The organism is Klebsiella quasivariicola (assembly GCF_002269255.1).
In the GTDB taxonomy this organism is placed as follows: Bacteria; Pseudomonadota; Gammaproteobacteria; order Enterobacterales; family Enterobacteriaceae; genus Klebsiella; species Klebsiella quasivariicola.
In genome coordinates, this window is the sequence record NZ_CP022823.1 from 4,674,310 (window position 1) to 4,689,999 (window position 15,690).

Below are 15,690 nucleotides of genomic sequence, written 5' to 3' on the forward strand. Positions count from 1 at the left end.
GATAACTGTGATTTATGTCGCAGTGGGTTACGCATTTCGGGGTTGATTCTTGATCGCCACATCAGAATCGTTGTCGACCAGATCGCATTGCTTCGGTAGCAGAAAGGTCATTGTGCCGGCGATAATCAACGAACCGGCCAGGGCGCAGACCGCCACATTCTGGCCGTAGAGATACATCATCACGCCCACCAGATAGGGGCCACAGAATCCGCCGAGATTGCCCAGGCCATTGATCACTCCGCGTGCGCTGCCCGCCACCTCCGGCGAAGCGATACGCCCCGGCATCGACCAGAACGGACTGGTAGCCGATTTGAGAAAGAAACCGCAGATCACCAGTGCGATATAGGCCGCCACCATCTGGTCGCGGAGCACTACCGACGCCACCAGCGCTGCCGCAAAACTGTAGAGCGAGAAGCGAACCCACAGACGACGCTTACCGCTGTGGTCGCTGAACAACGAAATCACATAGATCCCGGCCAGCGTGGCGACAAACGGCAGCACCGCCAGGAAGCCAACGCTGGCCATGTTGCCGCCGGTTAACCCCTTCAGAATGGTCGGCAGCCACAGCGTGTAGCCATAATCCCCGGTCTGGTAGAAAAAATTGAGGATCACCAGCTTCATCAGTCCGGCATTACCAAACACATCCTTCACCGGCGCCTTGCTGACAGGGGCTTCTGCCTGCTTCGCCGCACGCTCGGCGGCCAGGGTGGTCACCAGATAGTCACGCTCGCGGGCGGGCAACCAGTGGGCCTCTTGCGGACGGTCGCTGATCATAAACCACCACACGACCAGCACCACCAGCGACAACAGCCCTTCGATGATAAACAGCCAACGCCAGTCAAGCGCCGCAATAATGGCGCCGGAGACCGGCGCGGTGAGCATGCCGCCGAGCGGGGCAAACATCATCACAAACGCGTTCGCGCGACCCAGCTCTTTTTCCGGAAACCAATTGCTGACCATGGTCAGCACTACCGGCAGCATTCCCCCTTCAGAAACCCCGAGAATAAATCGCAGCACCAGCAGTTGATATTGATGAGTCACAAACCCTGTCGCCACGGAAACGATAGCCCAGGCTACCAGCGACCAGGCAATAAATTTTTTACCGCTGCCGTTAACCGCAATTCGCCCACCGGGAATTTGCAAAAATAAATAACCAATAAAAAAGATACCGCTGGCCACGCCGGCCATTTGGCTGGTAATGCCTAAATCGGCCTCCATGCCGCCTGGCAGGGCAAAGCTAATATTAACCCGGTCCATAAATGACATAATGCAGGCAATTAACACCGGCACAATGATACGCAGCCAACGGGTGCTGGGAATTTTCTCGTTCATATATTTGCACTCTCTATGCAGAGGTTATTGTTTTGATTGAGATCGCGCGGGTACAGAAATAAAAAGCTCATTAATCGATAGCGTTTGGCAGCGCTGCGCCGGCAAACCAGGCGGCGACGTTAGCAAAAACCACTTCGCTCATTTTCTGTCGTGTTTCCTGCGTGGCGCTGGCGACATGCGGCTGCAGCACCACGTTATCGAGGGCGATCAGCGCCGCCGGGACCTGGGGTTCCTGTTCGAAAACATCGAGCCCGGCCCCGGCGATAACGCCGTTTTGTAACGCGTGGATCAACGCCTTTTCATCCACCAGCGAACCGCGGGCAATATTGATAAGCCAGGCATGCGCCGGCATCACGTTAAACACCGAGGCGTCGATGATGCCGCGGTTCGCCTCGCCGCCGGATGCGGCAATCACCAGAAAATCGCTCTCATGTGCCAGGGTATGCAGGTCGGCACACCACTGATAATCGAGGCCCGCTATCTTTTTACGGTCGGTATACAGCACCTGCATATCAAAACCCCGCGCCCGGCGGGCGATCGCCTGGCCAATATTCCCCATACCCAGCAGGCCGATACGCTTCCCGCTGACCTGAGTCGCCAACGGCATACCACCGCTCAGCCAGCGTCCCTCGCGGACAAAGCGATCGCCCTGACAGAGCTGACGGGAACCGGCCAGCAGCAGCCCCATCGCCAGGTCAGCGACATCATTCGTCAACACCCCGGAGGTGATGGTGACGGCAATTTGCCGCGAGCGGGCATACGCCAGATCCACCGCATCGGTACCGACGCCGAAGATGGCAATCAGCCCAGCCTGAGGCAGCAACTCAAGGACGCTGTTTGCTACGCCGACGTCGCCGCGAGTGACCACGACGGCAATGTTCTCTCCTTGTTCACGCAGAAAGGCGATCGGATCGTCCTGCTCGTAGAGACGCAGCAGCGGGAAATGCTCCGCCAGCTGCAGCTGCAGGGTTTCAATTACGGGGGCCACTAAAAGGACAGCGCGGGGAATAACACTCTTCATCAGATCACCTGTTTGACGTTTGGTTACGACGGTAGCCACTATCAAACGGGTTTTTATCGGGGGATTTTGCGATCTGTATCACGCTGAATCGTGTTAAAAATGCATGTTACCGGACGCGTGATCGTGAAGACAAAACGGCGACCAGACAGGCGATGGACCGCGCGCGCATTAACCTTTCGCTAACACACGACAGGCGCTAGCTGGTGGCCGTTAAATCGTTTCGCCCATCGACAGGCGGTAGTGGAGATCCACCTTTTCAATAGTGGGCAGTCCTTTGATTTTCTTTATTAAAATCTCTGTCGCCACCTTACCCATCTCGAAGCGCGGCGTCAGGACGCTGGCCAGCCGGGGAGAGACGATCTGGCCGATCTCCAGGCCATGAAAGCCCGCGATAGCCAGCTCCTGGGGCACGCTGATACCGGATGCCAGGCACTCCTGTAACACGCCCACCGCCAGGTCGTCATTAGTGCACAGGATACCGTCCATATCGGCGTACATTTGCCGCGCCAGGGTCATCATGCCGGTGCCAATGGAAACCGACGAGACTTTATTCGGCGCAATGCGCCCCACCGCCAGCCCGGCATTCTCCATCGCCCGACAGTAGCCCAGATAACGCTGCTCGTCGCGGACGTCGGACATCGAGCCGAAGTAGATGATCCGTCGTTTACCGCTGGCCAGCAGCATGGTGGTCATATCGAAGCCGGCCTGGAAGTTATCGAATCCGACGTTAATGCGTCCTGGATTCTCCGCCAGCCCCATCACTTCGGCGATCGGGATCTTCGCGGCATTCAGATACTTGTCCGCCCGCAGGGAGTGCACCGACTCGGTCAGCAGCAGTCCTTTCACGTTAAACGCCAGCACGGCGGCAATCTGCTCCTCTTCACGCTGGCGATCGTAGTCGTAATTCACCACCAGCGTCTGGTAGCCATGCCCGGCGGCGACAGATTCGATGCCGGCCAGCAGATCGGCAAAAATTTGATTATGAAAGGAGGGAATGAGTACGCCAATCCGCGGCACGGCGACGCTGGTCATCGCCGGATTATCCGGGTCGGGCTGATAGCCGATCTCCGCTATCACGCTGGCAATGCGCTCCGCCGTCTCCGGTTTCACCTTTTCCGGGGTGCGCAAATAGCGGCTAACGGTCATCTTGGTTACGCCAGCCAGCTCGGCAATATCATGGAGAGTAATGCGTTGTGCTTTCATCTGTGTGTCCGCCAAATACCTGACTGCTTCAGGCCATTATGCCTGTCGGGGTGGCAAAAGAGAATGCCAGTCCGTAGCCGTTAACCCGTTGAGTCAGCGAGATTTACCGGCAGCGTCACGTTTAAGGTAACCCCTTTTTGTAACACGGTTTCGAGTGATCTTCATCACAGTTTCCCCCGGTAAAAATCCGTGAGATAGGGCACAGGTTTTCTTCAGCCGCTAATCAGGATATCGAGATGAACGATCTTTTCAGCTTACAAGGTAAACGCATTTTAATTACGGGCGCAGGACAGGGGATCGGTTTTGTCATGGCCCAGGGTCTGGCGCAATATGGCGCAGAAATCATTATTAATGACCTTTCTGCCCCGCGAGCGGACGATGCGGTGATGAAGCTCCGCGACGAAGGCGCCACCGCCCATGCTGCGGTATTTAACGTGACCGATGCCGAGGCCGTTGAAGAAGCCATTGCCAATATCGAAGCGCATCTTGGCCCGATTGACGTGTTATTCAATAACGCCGGGATCCAGCGCCGCCACCCGTTTACCGAATTCCCGGTGCAGGAATGGAATGACGTGATTTCAGTTAACCAGACGGCGGTATTTCTCGTCTCTCAGGCCGTCGCGAAGCGCATGGTTGACCGCCAGCAGGGAAAAATCATCAATATCTGCTCCATGCAGAGCGAGCTGGGGCGCGACACCATCACCCCCTACGCCGCCGCCAAAGGCGCGGTGAAGATGCTAACCCGCGGGATGTGCGTTGAGCTGGCGCGGCACAACATTCAGGTCAACGGCATTGCCCCGGGCTACTTTAATACGGCGATGACCCGGACGCTGGTTGAGGATAAGGCGTTTACCGACTGGTTATGCAAACGCACCCCTGCCGCCCGCTGGGGCGATCCGCAGGAGCTGGTCGGCGCTGCCGTCTTTTTATCGTCAAACGCGTCGAATTTCGTCAACGGCCATCTGCTGTTTGTTGATGGCGGCATGCTGGTCGCGGTCTGAGTGAGGGAGCGCATGATGGCAGGACAATGCATTATTTTGATGGGCGTCTCCGGGACCGGCAAATCCACCGTCGGTCAGGCATTGGCCCACGCGCTGGGGGCGAAATTTATCGACGGCGACGACCTTCATCCACGCAGCAATATCGTCAAAATGGCCACCAGCCAGCCGCTGAATGATGAGGATCGTCAACCGTGGCTGACGCGTATCGCCGACGTTATTTTCAGCCTTGAGCAGAAAAACGAGTCTGGTGTATTGGTCTGTTCCGCATTGAAAAAGCGCTATCGCGACCGCCTGCGTGAGGGGAACGCGAAGCTACGCTTCCTGTGGTTGACCGGGGATTATGACTGCATTTTGCAGCGTATGCGCCAGCGTAAAGGCCACTTTATGCCAGAGGCGCTACTGCGTAGCCAGTTCGCCGCCCTGGAGACGCCAGACGCCAGTGAAAGCGATGTTCTGGCCGTCGATATTACCCCCGACGTCGCCAGTATTGTCGCCCACTCATTAACGTTACTTCATCCGCAACAACCGCAGAGGATCCCGGCATGATTATCGATACCTTAACCGCCGCCGCCGAAAATGAGCTCTATCCGCCGGTGATTCGCCAGGCGCTGCAGGCCGTGTTACAGCAACAACCGCACGCGCTGCCGCCGGGGAAATATACCGTCGAGAGTGATAATGTGTTTTTTACCGTCGTCGAAGGCCATACCCGGCCGCTGGGCGAGCAACGTCCGGAATATCATCGTCAATATCTCGATATTCACATTGTGCTGAAAGGCGAAGAGATCATCGGTGCCGGGAATAAAGGGCTGCCGGTCGTTGAAGATGGCCCCTTCAACACGGCGCAGGATATCGGTTTCTGCCAGGCTATCGACAGCGAAACGCTGATTCATCTCCACCCGGAAGAGCTGGCGATCCTCTTCCCCGGTGAATTACACCGCCCGATGGCCTGCCTCGAACAAGGCGCAGCGTTGCGCAAAATCGTGGTCAAAATCGATCGCGCGCTGCTGTAACGCGATCGTTCGGCCCCGCACGCTCCCCGCGGGGCCTGGGATAACCACTTAGTTATCCAGCTCATCCATGGATTTTACCTGGTCGCGGTTAATCTGCTCCACGCGGCCGGTTTCGGCATTTTTGTAAGAAACGAGGCCGGTATCATCATCCACCTGCGGTTTGCCGCTGGTGACAATGGTCTTGCCGTCGGTGGTTTTGATCGACTGATTCGATGAGCAGCCGGCCACGAACATGATTGCCGTCGCTGCCAGTGCGGATGCCACCAGAATATTGTTCCGCATTGTATCCTCCTGTCTTTTCATCAATAGGTATCGTTATGGTGCTAACTATAGTTAGCCTGACCCGACAGGGGGTTAAAAGCAGAACTCTCCGAAGATGGCCGCAGCCCATAAAAAAGGGCTGACGATGTCGTCAGCCCACGTTTGTAGCTATCCGGCCAGGCCGGTGCGCTTATTTGGTGATTTGCGCGTGCATTTCCTGAACCGAAATCACCTTATCGGTGGCGTCGGCGTTCAGGGCCATCGCGGTGGCAAAGCCGCCGTTCAGGGTGGTGTCATAGTGCACCTTGTACTGCAGCGCGCTGCGGCGGATCAGCTTGGAATCTTCAATCGCCTGGCGACCTGCGGTGGTGTTGATGATGTAGGTATATTCGCCATTCTTAATGCGGTCCTGAATGTGCGGACGACCTTCATGCACCTTGTTCACCAGACGCGGGTTAATGCCCGCTTCGCCCAGCACAATCGCCGTGCCGTGAGTCGCATCCAGCTCGAAGCCGAACTTCAGCAGCTTCGCCGCCAGGTCGACCACGCGCTCTTTGTCGCCTTCGCGGACGGAGAGCAGTGCGCGACCCTGTTTCTTCATGGTCGAGTTACTGCCCAGCTGCGCTTTGGCGAACGCTTCAGCGAAGGTGCGGCCGACGCCCATCACTTCCCCGGTAGAGCGCATTTCTGGCCCCAGCAGCGGGTCAACGCCCGGGAATTTGTTGAACGGCAGGACCACCTCTTTCACCGAGTAGTACGGCGGGATGATCTCTTTGGTCACGCCCTGCTGCGCCAGGGTTTTACCCGCCATCACGCGCGCCGCCACTTTCGCCAGCGGTACGCCGGTGGCTTTGGAGACAAACGGTACGGTACGCGCAGCACGCGGGTTGACTTCAATCAGATAAACTTCGTTATCTTTCACCGCGAACTGGACGTTCATCAGGCCACGAACCTGCAGCTCGAAGGCCAGTTTCTGCACCTGCTCGCGCATCACATCCTGAATCTCTTTGCTCAGGGTGTAGGCTGGCAGGGAACAGGCGGAGTCGCCGGAGTGAACGCCTGCCTGCTCGATATGCTCCATGATGCCGCCAATCAACACCATTTCGCCATCGCAGATAGCATCGACATCCACTTCAATCGCGTCGTCGAGGAAGCGATCCAGCAGTACCGGCGCGTCGTTAGAGACGCTGACCGCAGTCTGGAAGTAGCGGCGCAGATCCTGCTCGTCGTAAACAATCTCCATCGCCCGACCGCCGAGCACGTAAGACGGGCGCACCACCAACGGATAGCCGATCTCTTTTGCCTTCTCAACCGCTTGCTCAATCGCAGTCACGGTGGCGTTCGCCGGCTGCTTCAGTTTCAGGCGGTCAACCGCATGCTGGAAGCGCTCACGGTCTTCCGCACGGTCGATGGCGTCCGGGCTGGTACCGATAACCGGCACGCCGGCTGCTTCCAGCGCGCGCGCCAGCTTCAGCGGGGTCTGGCCGCCGTACTGGACGATAACGCCCTTCGGCTTCTCGATGCGCACGATTTCCAGCACGTCCTCCAGGGTCACCGGCTCGAAGTACAGACGGTCGGAGGTGTCGTAGTCGGTGGAGACGGTTTCCGGGTTACAGTTGACCATGATGGTCTCGTAACCGTCTTCACGCAGCGCCAGCGAGGCGTGTACGCAGCAGTAGTCAAATTCGATACCCTGACCGATACGGTTCGGGCCGCCGCCGAGAACCATGATCTTATCGCGGTCAACGGACGGGTTGGACTCACACTCTTCTTCATAAGTGGAGTACATGTAGGCAGTATCGGTAGCAAATTCCGCCGCGCAGGTATCCACGCGTTTGTAGACCGGATGCAGGTCATACTGGTCGCGCAGCTTGCGGATTTCCGCTTCACGCACACCCGCCAGCTTCGCCAGACGCGCATCGGCAAAGCCTTTACGCTTCAGGGTGCGCAGGAAGTCAACGTCGAGGCCGTTGATACCCACTTCCGCCACTTTCTCTTCCAGACGTACCAGCTCTTCAATCTGCACCAGGAACCAGCGATCGATGTTGGTCAGGTTGAAGACGCCGTCGACGGAGAGGCCCGCGCGGAACGCGTCAGCGATATACCAGATACGCTCAGCGCCGGCGTCTTTCAGCTCGCGGCGGATTTTGGTCAGCGCTTCCGGATCGTCGAGGCTCACTTTCGGGTCGAAGCCGGTGGCGCCCACTTCCAGACCGCGCAGCGCTTTCTGCAAGGATTCCTGCTGGGTGCGACCAATCGCCATCACTTCGCCGACAGACTTCATCTGGGTTGTCAGACGATCGTTGGCGCCGGCGAATTTTTCGAAGTTAAAGCGTGGAATTTTAGTGACTACGTAGTCGATGGACGGCTCAAAAGAAGCCGGCGTGCGGCCACCGGTGATGTCGTTCATCAGCTCGTCAAGGGTATAACCTACCGCCAGCTTGGCTGCCACTTTAGCAATCGGGAAGCCGGTCGCTTTGGAGGCCAGCGCCGAGGAGCGGGAGACGCGCGGGTTCATTTCAATAACGATCAGGCGACCGTTTTTCGGGTTGACCGCGAACTGTACGTTAGAGCCGCCGGTTTCGACACCGATTTCACGCAGCACCGCCATCGAGGCGTTACGCATGATCTGGTACTCTTTATCAGTCAGGGTCTGCGCCGGCGCAACGGTGATGGAGTCACCGGTGTGGATACCCATGGCGTCAAAGTTTTCAATCGAGCAGACAATGATGCAGTTATCGTTCTTATCGCGCACCACTTCCATCTCGTACTCTTTCCAGCCGATCAGCGATTCATCAATCAGCAGTTCGTTGGTCGGAGAGAGATCCAGGCCGCGTTCGCAGATTTCTTCGAACTCTTCGCGGTTATAGGCGATACCGCCGCCGGTGCCGCCCATGGTAAAGGACGGACGGATGATGCACGGGAAACCAACGTCGGCGGCAACCGCCAGCGCTTCTTCCATCGTGTGGGCGATACCAGAGCGCGCGGTGTCGAGACCGATTTTTTTCATCGCGATATCGAAACGGCGACGGTCTTCGGCTTTATCAATCGCATCGGCGGTGGCGCCAATCATAGTCACACCGAATTCAGCCAGAACGCCCTGACGCTCCAGCTCGAGCGCGCAGTTCAGCGCCGTCTGGCCGCCCATGGTCGGCAGCACCGCGTCCGGGCGCTCTTTTTCGATGATTTTACGCACCACTTCCCAGTGAATCGGCTCGATATAGGTGGCATCGGCCATTTCCGGGTCGGTCATGATGGTCGCCGGGTTAGAGTTCACCAGGATAACGCGGTAGCCTTCTTCACGCAGGGCTTTACAGGCCTGGGCTCCGGAGTAGTCAAACTCACACGCCTGACCGATAACAATCGGGCCCGCGCCCAGAATCAGGATACTTTTTATGTCTGTACGTTTTGGCATTGCTTTCTTCTCCGAAGAACCTGTTTATGGTCGTCGCGAGCGATGGGTAGACAAGGAAAAAATTTGTGAGAAAGCGCAGTTTACAAAACGTAAATGAGCATTTTGAACAAATTTTTAACGCCGTATTCCCGAGCACAGCAGAACATAAACAGGTTCTGATTATTTCGCGGACTGACGGTAGAGCTCAATTAACTCGATAAAGTGGTCGAACAGCGGTGCGGCATCGTGCGGCCCCGGGCTCGCTTCCGGGTGGCCCTGGAAGCTGAACGCCGGTTTATCGGTACGATGGATCCCCTGCAGGGTGCCGTCGAACAGCGACTTGTGGGTCACGCGCAGGTTAGCCGGCAGCGTGGCTTCATCCACCGCGAAACCGTGGTTCTGGGCGGTGATCATCACCACATTGTTGTCGATATCTTTAACCGGATGGTTGCCGCCGTGGTGACCGAACTTCATCTTAATGGTCCTGGCACCGCTCGCCAGCGCCAGCAGCTGATGGCCAAGGCAGATGCCGAACACCGGAATATCGGTCTCGAGGAATTTTTCAATCGCCTCGATAGCGTAATCGCACGGCGCCGGGTCGCCAGGGCCGTTGGAGAGGAAGATACCGTCCGGATTCAGCGCCAGTACGTCCGCGGCGGAGGTCTTCGCCGGCACCACCGTCAGGCGGCAGCCGCGGTCAACCAGCATGCGCAGGATGTTGCGTTTCGCACCGAAGTCATATGCCACGACGTGGAACGGCAGCTCGCTTTCCGCTTTCGCTTCCGGCAGATCGCCCGCCAGGGTCCAGCTGCCTTGCGTCCAGCTGTAGGTTTCTGCGGTGGTGACTTCCTTCGCCAGATCCATGCCGTTCAGGCCCGGGAACGCTTTCGCTTTTTCCAGCGCCAGCTGGGCATCCGGGCTGTCGCCCGCGATGATGCAGCCGTTTTGCGCCCCTTTCTCACGCAGCAGACGCGTCAGCTTGCGGGTATCGATATCGGCAATCGCCACGATGTTATGGCGCTTCAGATAAGAAGAGAGGTCTTCAGTACTGCGGAAGTTGCTGGCAATCAGCGGCAGGTCGCGAATAACCAGACCCTGCGCATGCACCTGAGAAGATTCTTCATCGGCGGCGTTGGTGCCGACATTACCAATATGAGGATAAGTAAGAGTGACGATTTGGCGGGAATAGGAAGGATCAGTGAGGATTTCTTGATAACCGGTCATTGAAGTATTGAAAACGACTTCCCCAACCGCCGTGCCGGTTGCCCCGATGGCCCGACCGTGAAACTGGGTTCCGTCTTCCAGAACCAATAGCGCTGACTTAATCAAAACATCCTCCAGAGAATATCCACTCACTTTATTTGCATATTAATTCATAAACACGATCTGAATCAATGCAAATCTGTTGCCCGCAGATTTTTGGCAAACGGCGGCATTCTGGAGAGATGTCGGATAAAAGTCAACTCAAAGCGGAGATTTTTAATGCCATTTTACGCCACTGGCGCATAAGACGTGATTTTTACGCCAAAAAGATCAACAAACCTGCCTTAGAAAACGCTTGCGGACGTGGAAGAGTGTAAAACAGAGCGCTAACCAGCAAAAAAGTGGACCAGATGGTCAAAATTTACATTCCATTCACTAAAAAACAGGCAAAGAAAGCATGTTTTAGCCATTTCATCAAAAACAAATCATGTAATGCGCAAAAATAAAAAAGGGCAACAAAATATTGCCCCTTGCATCAATAACTTATTGATAGCAATAACCACATCACGATGGGTAATAATCGTTATAAAGCATTCAGATCCAGCACATCACGCATATCAAATAGGCCATTTTTCTTAGCTTTCAGCCATAAAGCTGAACGAACGGCGCCATTAGCAAACGTCATTCGGCTGGACGCTTTATGGGTGATTTCAATACGCTCGCCGATATCAGCAAACATCGCGGTATGCTCTCCGACGATGTCGCCTGCACGGACGGTCGCAAAGCCGATAGTGCCCGGGACACGTTCGCCGGTATGACCTTCACGACTGTAAACGGCGCAGTCCTTCAGATCTTTGTTCAATGCGCCGGCGATCGCTTCGCCCATCGCCAGCGCGGTGCCTGACGGCGCATCCACTTTATGCCGGTGGTGCGCTTCGATAATTTCGATGTCGGTATAGTCGCCCATCACCTTCGCCGCCTTCTCCAGCAGCTTTAACAGGACGTTGACGCCGACGCTAAAGTTAGCGGCGAAGACAATGGCAATCTCCTCGGCAGCATCGCGAATCGCCAGTTTGCCCGCGTCGTCAAACCCGGTGGTGCCAATAACCATCCCTTTACCATGTTCACGGCAGAAGGCCAGGTGGTTCAGCGTGCCTTCCGGGCGGGTAAAATCGATCAGGACGTCGAAATCGTCTTTAACCGCCGACAGGCTGCTTTGCACCGTAACGCCCGCTTTTCCTGCGCCCGCCAGCTCGCCGGCATCGCTGCCCACCAGACTGGATCCTTCGCGCTCCAGCGCCGCGCCCAGCGCCACGCCTTCCATCTGCAGCGCAGCCTGAATTAACTGGCGTCCCATCCGGCCGCCCGCGCCGGCGATGGCCACGCGGATTTGTGCATCATGCATAGCTATTCTCTTTTGTTAACATTACGTAAATTGTTTTCAGAGTAACCAGCCCATCAGCGGGCCGCTACTCAAAAACGCCGATAATTAGAAATTTATGACAAACGGCGGACGATATCAGTAAAAACTATAAGTTTGTGCCGCAAATCCACGTTTACGCAGTGACAACCAGCAAGAGAAATGAGGATGCTCCGCCCCCACAAGGCGGGCGGAGACGGGGTGGAAGGAATTACTGCGGGAAAAGCGCGCCGCCAGGAAAGGCGGATAAAAACCAGGTCACCGCCAGTAAATCAGCGCTGCCGCCGGGGCTGAGGTGGCGGGCAATCAGCTCATCGTCAAACTGGCGCATCGCCTCCAGTCCATCGTCAGCCAGCACGCCTCCCTGCCACAGCAATCGCTGCGCTTCCTGCTGGACATAGTTCAGCCCGGCCAGCCCGCCGCGCGAGACGAGATTAGTATCATCATTCCACGCCATCAGGTGCAGCAGGGTTTGCAGCAGCGCCAGGTTGCTGTCGCTGGTTTCCGCCATCACACGGTTAAAGACCGGCAACGCCTGGGTGCGCACCGTCAGGAATCCACTCTCTGCCTCGCCGCGCGCGCCGGCGAGGCCATAACGCAGAAAATGAGCCTCGCCTTTACTGAGTCGCTCCCCGTTAGCCGAGGATAATTCCTGCATAACCATGCCGCGACAGAAGCGTGCCACCTGATCGCACAGCCGATGTTGTTCCATCGGCTCTCCCTTCGACGCCAGCCTGCCTGCCGCCGCGCTCAGCAGACCAAAAGCGAAGATCGCCCCCCGATGGGTATTCACTCCGCCGGTCACTTCCAGCATATCGTTCTCGCAGGCCATTCCCACCGGGCGCAGCATCATCAATACCTGCTCCGGCGCGACCGCCGCGGTATCGTGGCCCATGATATAAAACTTTTCCATCCACGGGGCCACCACGGCGGTGCTGGCTTCAAACGAGGCCAAATCCATATCGTGGTGCGCGCCAGCGTTACGAATATCCACTAACCCAGGCTTGGGGGTCAGGCGAACTTCGGTTAACAGTGCGCGCTCCACCGCGCTGACGATCTCATCTGCAGTCATTGCCGTCACGCGCTGCAAACGCGGAGGATGGATTAACACGTTGTTCATCGCCTTTTCCCCTCTGCGCTTAGTCGCTGTTTTTAACCTGACGAATCACATCGATGACCGAGCCGTCGCGATAGCGCACGACTGCGACCACCCGATCGGTAAATTCGATCGGCTGCGGCTTGCCGGTCAACAGCTCTGCACGCTGCTGCAGTTCCTCAATGGTCATCAGCGGGATACCCGCGTTGCGCAGATTGTCGATCAGGTCCTGACGCGCCGGGTTTACCGCAATGCCGTGGTCAGTGACCAGCACATCCACGCTGGCCCCCGGCGTGACGCGGGTCAGCACCTTTTCCACGACGCAGGGAATACGGCCGCGAACTAACGGTGCGGTAATAATGGTCAAATCCGCACCGGCGGCGGTATCGCTGTGGCCACCGGACGCCCCGCGCAGCACACCGTTAGAACCGGTCATCACGTTGACGTTAAAGTCGGTATCGATTTCCAGCGCGCTGAGCATTACCACGTTTAAGCGCTCGCAGGAGGCGCCTTTAGAGCCTGGGCTGGCATACTGATTGGTGGAGATCTCGACGTGGTTCGGGTTCTGCGCCAGCGAACGCGCGGCGTCGCCATCGAACGACTGGGTATCGAGCAGCGTTTTGATCAGCCCCTTTTCGTGCAGATCGACCATCGTGCCGGTGATGCCGCCGAGGCCGAAGCTGGCGGTAATGCCGTTACGGCGCATTTTGTCTTCGAGGAAGCGGCTCACCGCCAGCGAGGCGCCGCCGGTGCCAGTCTGCAGCGAGAAGCCGTCTTTAAAGTACCCGGAATGCTCGACCACCTTCGCCGCCTGGCGGGCAATCAGCAGTTCGCGCGGGTTGCTGGTCAGACGGATGGCGCCAGCGGTAATCTTTTCCGGATCGCCGACTTCGTCTACCTGGACAATCAGATCGACCTGATCCTGGGCAATACTGGCCGGGTAGTTAGGATAATCCACCCACTCTTCAGTCAGCAGTACCACGCATTTAGCGTGCTCGGCATCGACGCGGGCGTAGCCCAGCGAACCGCAACGTGACTTACCGCTAAAACCGTTGGCGTTGCCAAATTCGTCGCAGCAGGGGACGCCAAGAAACGCCACATCAATCGACAGCTCGCCGCTTTGAATCAGCTGTACGCGACCGCCATGGGAGTGGATCTGCACCGGGTTTTCCATTAATCCGGCGGAGATCTCCTCGCCCAGCTTGCCGCGCAGTCCGGAGGTGTAGATCTGGCGGATCACGCCGTTCTTAATATGCTCGATCAGCGGCCAGTGGGCGTCGATCAGCGAACTGGACGCCAGGGTCAGATCGCGAAAGCCCATTTCCGCCAGCTTCGCCACCACCATATTGACGACTTTGTCGCCGCCGCGAAACGCGTGGTGGAATGAAATGGTCATCCCGTTTTGCAAGCCGGAGCGACGAATCGCCGTTTCCAGCGAATCGCAGATTTTGCGCTGGCGCTTTTCGCTCTCGCTCGCCAGCCAGGGGCTTTTCGCCGTTACGCCGGCATAAGGAGTCAGTCCATTCGGCATCACGTACTGCTGATTAAGCATTGCTACTGTCTCTTTCATCTTGTTCCCCTTAATCACGAATACCGGAAGCCGAGAGCGCCACCACTTTGCGAGCGTGGTCAATAATCGGTCCATCGATCATCTTGCCGTTCAGCGATACCACGCCAAGACCGCGCGATTCTGCCTCTTCCGCAGCAGCTATCACCTCCTGCGCATGGTCGACCTCTTTACGCGTCGGGGCATAGACCTGGTGCAACAGTTCAATTTGTCGCGGGTTAACCAGCGATTTGCCGTTAAAGCCGAGGTTCTTCGCCAGGTTCGCTTCCGCGAGGAATCCCTCTTCATTATTGATATCCGACCACACCACGTCATAGGCGGCGATACCGGCGACGCGGGCGGCGTGCAACACCGCACAGCGGGCATAGAACAGCTCGGTACCATCGCCGCGGGAGGTGCCCATATCCATGACGTAGTCGAAGGCCGCCAGCGCGATCGCCGCCAGCCGCGGGCTGGCACGGGCGATCTCAACCGCATTCACCACGCCCAGCGCCGACTCGATAGCCGCCATGAGTTTGGTGCTGCCGACGTCCCGGCCGCACTCACGTTCAATACGCGCGACGTGAGCTTCCAGCTCATGGATATCTTCTTTGCTGTCGGTTTTCGGCAGACGCACCATATCCACGCCTGCACGCACCACCGCTTCAAGATCGGCAAGACCGAAGGGCGTATTCAATGGGTTAATACGCACTACAGTTTCGATATCCTGATACAGCGGATGCTGCAGCGCCTGATGCACCAACAGGCGAGCGGTATCTTTTTCGCGTAGCGACACGGCGTCTTCAAGGTCAAACATCACCGCATCGGCGCCGTAAACGAAGGAAGTACTTAACATGGCGGCATTGGCGCCGGGGATAAACAACATACTGCGACGGGGTTTCATAGCTGGCTCCATGGCACTTGGGACTGTTGTGCAGCGCGCAGCGCCGCAGCCTGAACGCGAGCACGCAGAACGCACTCCAGCGCACCTTTATCATCGACCACCACGTTGGCCTGGCTGACGCCAAGCTGCGCCAGCGTTTCTCTGACCACCTGTTCAATCGCAGCGCCAAACTGCTGCTTCACAATGCTGTCGATCTCCAGCTGAATACCCGGCTGCGCCGTCGGCCCAATCCTGACCATCACATCGCTGGACTCCAGCGTGCCGGCCAGGGCGTCAATTTTCATTTCCATAGAGGCAAA

General features: G+C 57.2%; 14 protein-coding genes. 3 read left to right on the forward strand and 11 right to left on the reverse strand.

The annotated features are described in order from the left end of the window. Positions 1-27: 27 nt before the first annotated feature. From B8P98_RS23560 to B8P98_RS23570, 3 genes are all read right to left on the reverse strand, one after another. A complete protein-coding gene (locus B8P98_RS23560; protein WP_025713773.1) occupies positions 28-1,332 on the reverse strand; it encodes an MFS transporter in 1,305 nt (434 codons plus the stop codon). Between the two features lie 70 nt (positions 1,333-1,402). Then, positions 1,403-2,353: a 2-hydroxyacid dehydrogenase gene (locus tag B8P98_RS23565; protein WP_012542880.1), complete on the reverse strand. Its 951-nt coding sequence runs from the start codon at positions 2,351-2,353 to the stop codon at positions 1,403-1,405. 210 nt (positions 2,354-2,563) lie between these two features. Beyond that, a complete protein-coding gene (locus B8P98_RS23570; RefSeq protein ID WP_008807481.1) occupies positions 2,564-3,556 on the reverse strand; it encodes a LacI family DNA-binding transcriptional regulator in 993 nt (330 codons plus the stop codon). A gap of 236 nt (positions 3,557-3,792) precedes the next feature. Between B8P98_RS23570 and idnO the strand changes: the two genes are divergently transcribed. The 3 genes from idnO to B8P98_RS23585 are packed head-to-tail and all read left to right on the forward strand — an operon-like array spanning position 3,793 to position 5,567. Beyond that, the gene (gene idnO / locus B8P98_RS23575; protein ID WP_008807482.1) at positions 3,793-4,557 is read left to right on the forward strand and encodes a gluconate 5-dehydrogenase; all 765 of its coding nucleotides are present in this window, start codon (positions 3,793-3,795) and stop codon (positions 4,555-4,557) included. Between the two features lie 15 nt (positions 4,558-4,572). After that, positions 4,573-5,103 carry a gluconokinase gene (locus B8P98_RS23580; protein ID WP_025713775.1) on the forward strand — a complete coding sequence of 177 codons (531 nt, stop codon included), beginning with the start codon at positions 4,573-4,575 and terminating at the stop codon, positions 5,101-5,103. After that, a complete protein-coding gene (locus B8P98_RS23585; protein ID WP_080897737.1) occupies positions 5,100-5,567 on the forward strand; it encodes a YhcH/YjgK/YiaL family protein in 468 nt (155 codons plus the stop codon). The genes B8P98_RS23580 and B8P98_RS23585 overlap by 4 nt, the downstream gene beginning before the upstream one ends. Before the next feature lie 48 nt (positions 5,568-5,615). Here B8P98_RS23585 and B8P98_RS23590 read toward each other — a convergent pair whose 3' ends face one another. The 8 genes from B8P98_RS23590 to citD all read right to left on the reverse strand — a co-directional run bounded on the left by B8P98_RS23590 (position 5,616) and on the right by citD (position 15,681). Then, entirely contained in the window at positions 5,616-5,849 is a 234-nt protein-coding gene (locus B8P98_RS23590) for a YgdI/YgdR family lipoprotein (RefSeq protein ID WP_002888059.1), read from the reverse strand. Between the two features lie 169 nt (positions 5,850-6,018). Then, entirely contained in the window at positions 6,019-9,243 is a 3,225-nt protein-coding gene (gene carB, locus B8P98_RS23595) for a carbamoyl-phosphate synthase large subunit (RefSeq protein WP_025713777.1), read from the reverse strand. A gap of 159 nt (positions 9,244-9,402) precedes the next feature. Next, positions 9,403-10,551, reverse strand: coding sequence for a glutamine-hydrolyzing carbamoyl-phosphate synthase small subunit (gene carA, locus B8P98_RS23600; RefSeq protein WP_025713778.1), 1,149 nt, complete (start codon positions 10,549-10,551; stop codon positions 9,403-9,405). Positions 10,552-11,008: 457 nt separating this feature from the next. Beyond that, positions 11,009-11,830: a 4-hydroxy-tetrahydrodipicolinate reductase gene (gene dapB / locus B8P98_RS23610; protein ID WP_025713779.1), complete on the reverse strand. Its 822-nt coding sequence runs from the start codon at positions 11,828-11,830 to the stop codon at positions 11,009-11,011. Positions 11,831-12,056: 226 nt separating this feature from the next. Further along, positions 12,057-12,965: a triphosphoribosyl-dephospho-CoA synthase CitG gene (gene citG / locus B8P98_RS23615; RefSeq protein WP_025713780.1), complete on the reverse strand. Its 909-nt coding sequence runs from the start codon at positions 12,963-12,965 to the stop codon at positions 12,057-12,059. 19 nt (positions 12,966-12,984) lie between these two features. After that, complete coding sequence (gene citF, locus B8P98_RS23620) at positions 12,985-14,511, reverse strand: citrate lyase subunit alpha (protein ID WP_095033463.1); 1,527 nt, start codon at positions 14,509-14,511, stop codon at positions 12,985-12,987. Between the two features lie 10 nt (positions 14,512-14,521). Beyond that, complete coding sequence (citE, locus tag B8P98_RS23625; RefSeq protein WP_025713782.1) at positions 14,522-15,391, reverse strand: citrate (pro-3S)-lyase subunit beta; 870 nt, start codon at positions 15,389-15,391, stop codon at positions 14,522-14,524. After that, the gene (gene citD / locus B8P98_RS23630; RefSeq protein ID WP_042929679.1) at positions 15,388-15,681 is read right to left on the reverse strand and encodes a citrate lyase acyl carrier protein; all 294 of its coding nucleotides are present in this window, start codon (positions 15,679-15,681) and stop codon (positions 15,388-15,390) included. Before citD ends, citE begins: the two co-directional genes overlap by 4 nt. Positions 15,682-15,690 lie beyond the last annotated feature (9 nt).

Bases quoted from the DNA above. Each gene is read 5' to 3' on its own strand.
- B8P98_RS23585 (WP_080897737.1), top strand. From the start codon at position 5,100: ATGATTATCGATACCTTAACCGCCGCCGCCGAAAATGAGCTCTATCCG.
- idnO (WP_008807482.1), top strand. From the start codon at position 3,793: ATGAACGATCTTTTCAGCTTACAAGGTAAACGCATTTTAATTACGGGC.
- citF (WP_095033463.1), bottom strand. From the start codon at position 14,511: ATGAAAGAGACAGTAGCAATGCTTAATCAGCAGTACGTGATGCCGAAT.
- B8P98_RS23590 (WP_002888059.1), bottom strand. From the start codon at position 5,849: ATGCGGAACAATATTCTGGTGGCATCCGCACTGGCAGCGACGGCAATC.
- dapB (WP_025713779.1), bottom strand. From the start codon at position 11,830: ATGCATGATGCACAAATCCGCGTGGCCATCGCCGGCGCGGGCGGCCGG.
- B8P98_RS23560 (WP_025713773.1), bottom strand. From the start codon at position 1,332: ATGAACGAGAAAATTCCCAGCACCCGTTGGCTGCGTATCATTGTGCCG.
- B8P98_RS23580 (WP_025713775.1), top strand. From the start codon at position 4,573: ATGGCAGGACAATGCATTATTTTGATGGGCGTCTCCGGGACCGGCAAA.
- citE (WP_025713782.1), bottom strand. From the start codon at position 15,391: ATGAAACCCCGTCGCAGTATGTTGTTTATCCCCGGCGCCAATGCCGCC.
- carB (WP_025713777.1), bottom strand. From the start codon at position 9,243: ATGCCAAAACGTACAGACATAAAAAGTATCCTGATTCTGGGCGCGGGC.
- citG (WP_025713780.1), bottom strand. From the start codon at position 12,965: ATGAACAACGTGTTAATCCATCCTCCGCGTTTGCAGCGCGTGACGGCA.
- citD (WP_042929679.1), bottom strand. From the start codon at position 15,681: ATGGAAATGAAAATTGACGCCCTGGCCGGCACGCTGGAGTCCAGCGAT.
- B8P98_RS23565 (WP_012542880.1), bottom strand. From the start codon at position 2,353: ATGAAGAGTGTTATTCCCCGCGCTGTCCTTTTAGTGGCCCCCGTAATT.
- B8P98_RS23570 (WP_008807481.1), bottom strand. From the start codon at position 3,556: ATGAAAGCACAACGCATTACTCTCCATGATATTGCCGAGCTGGCTGGC.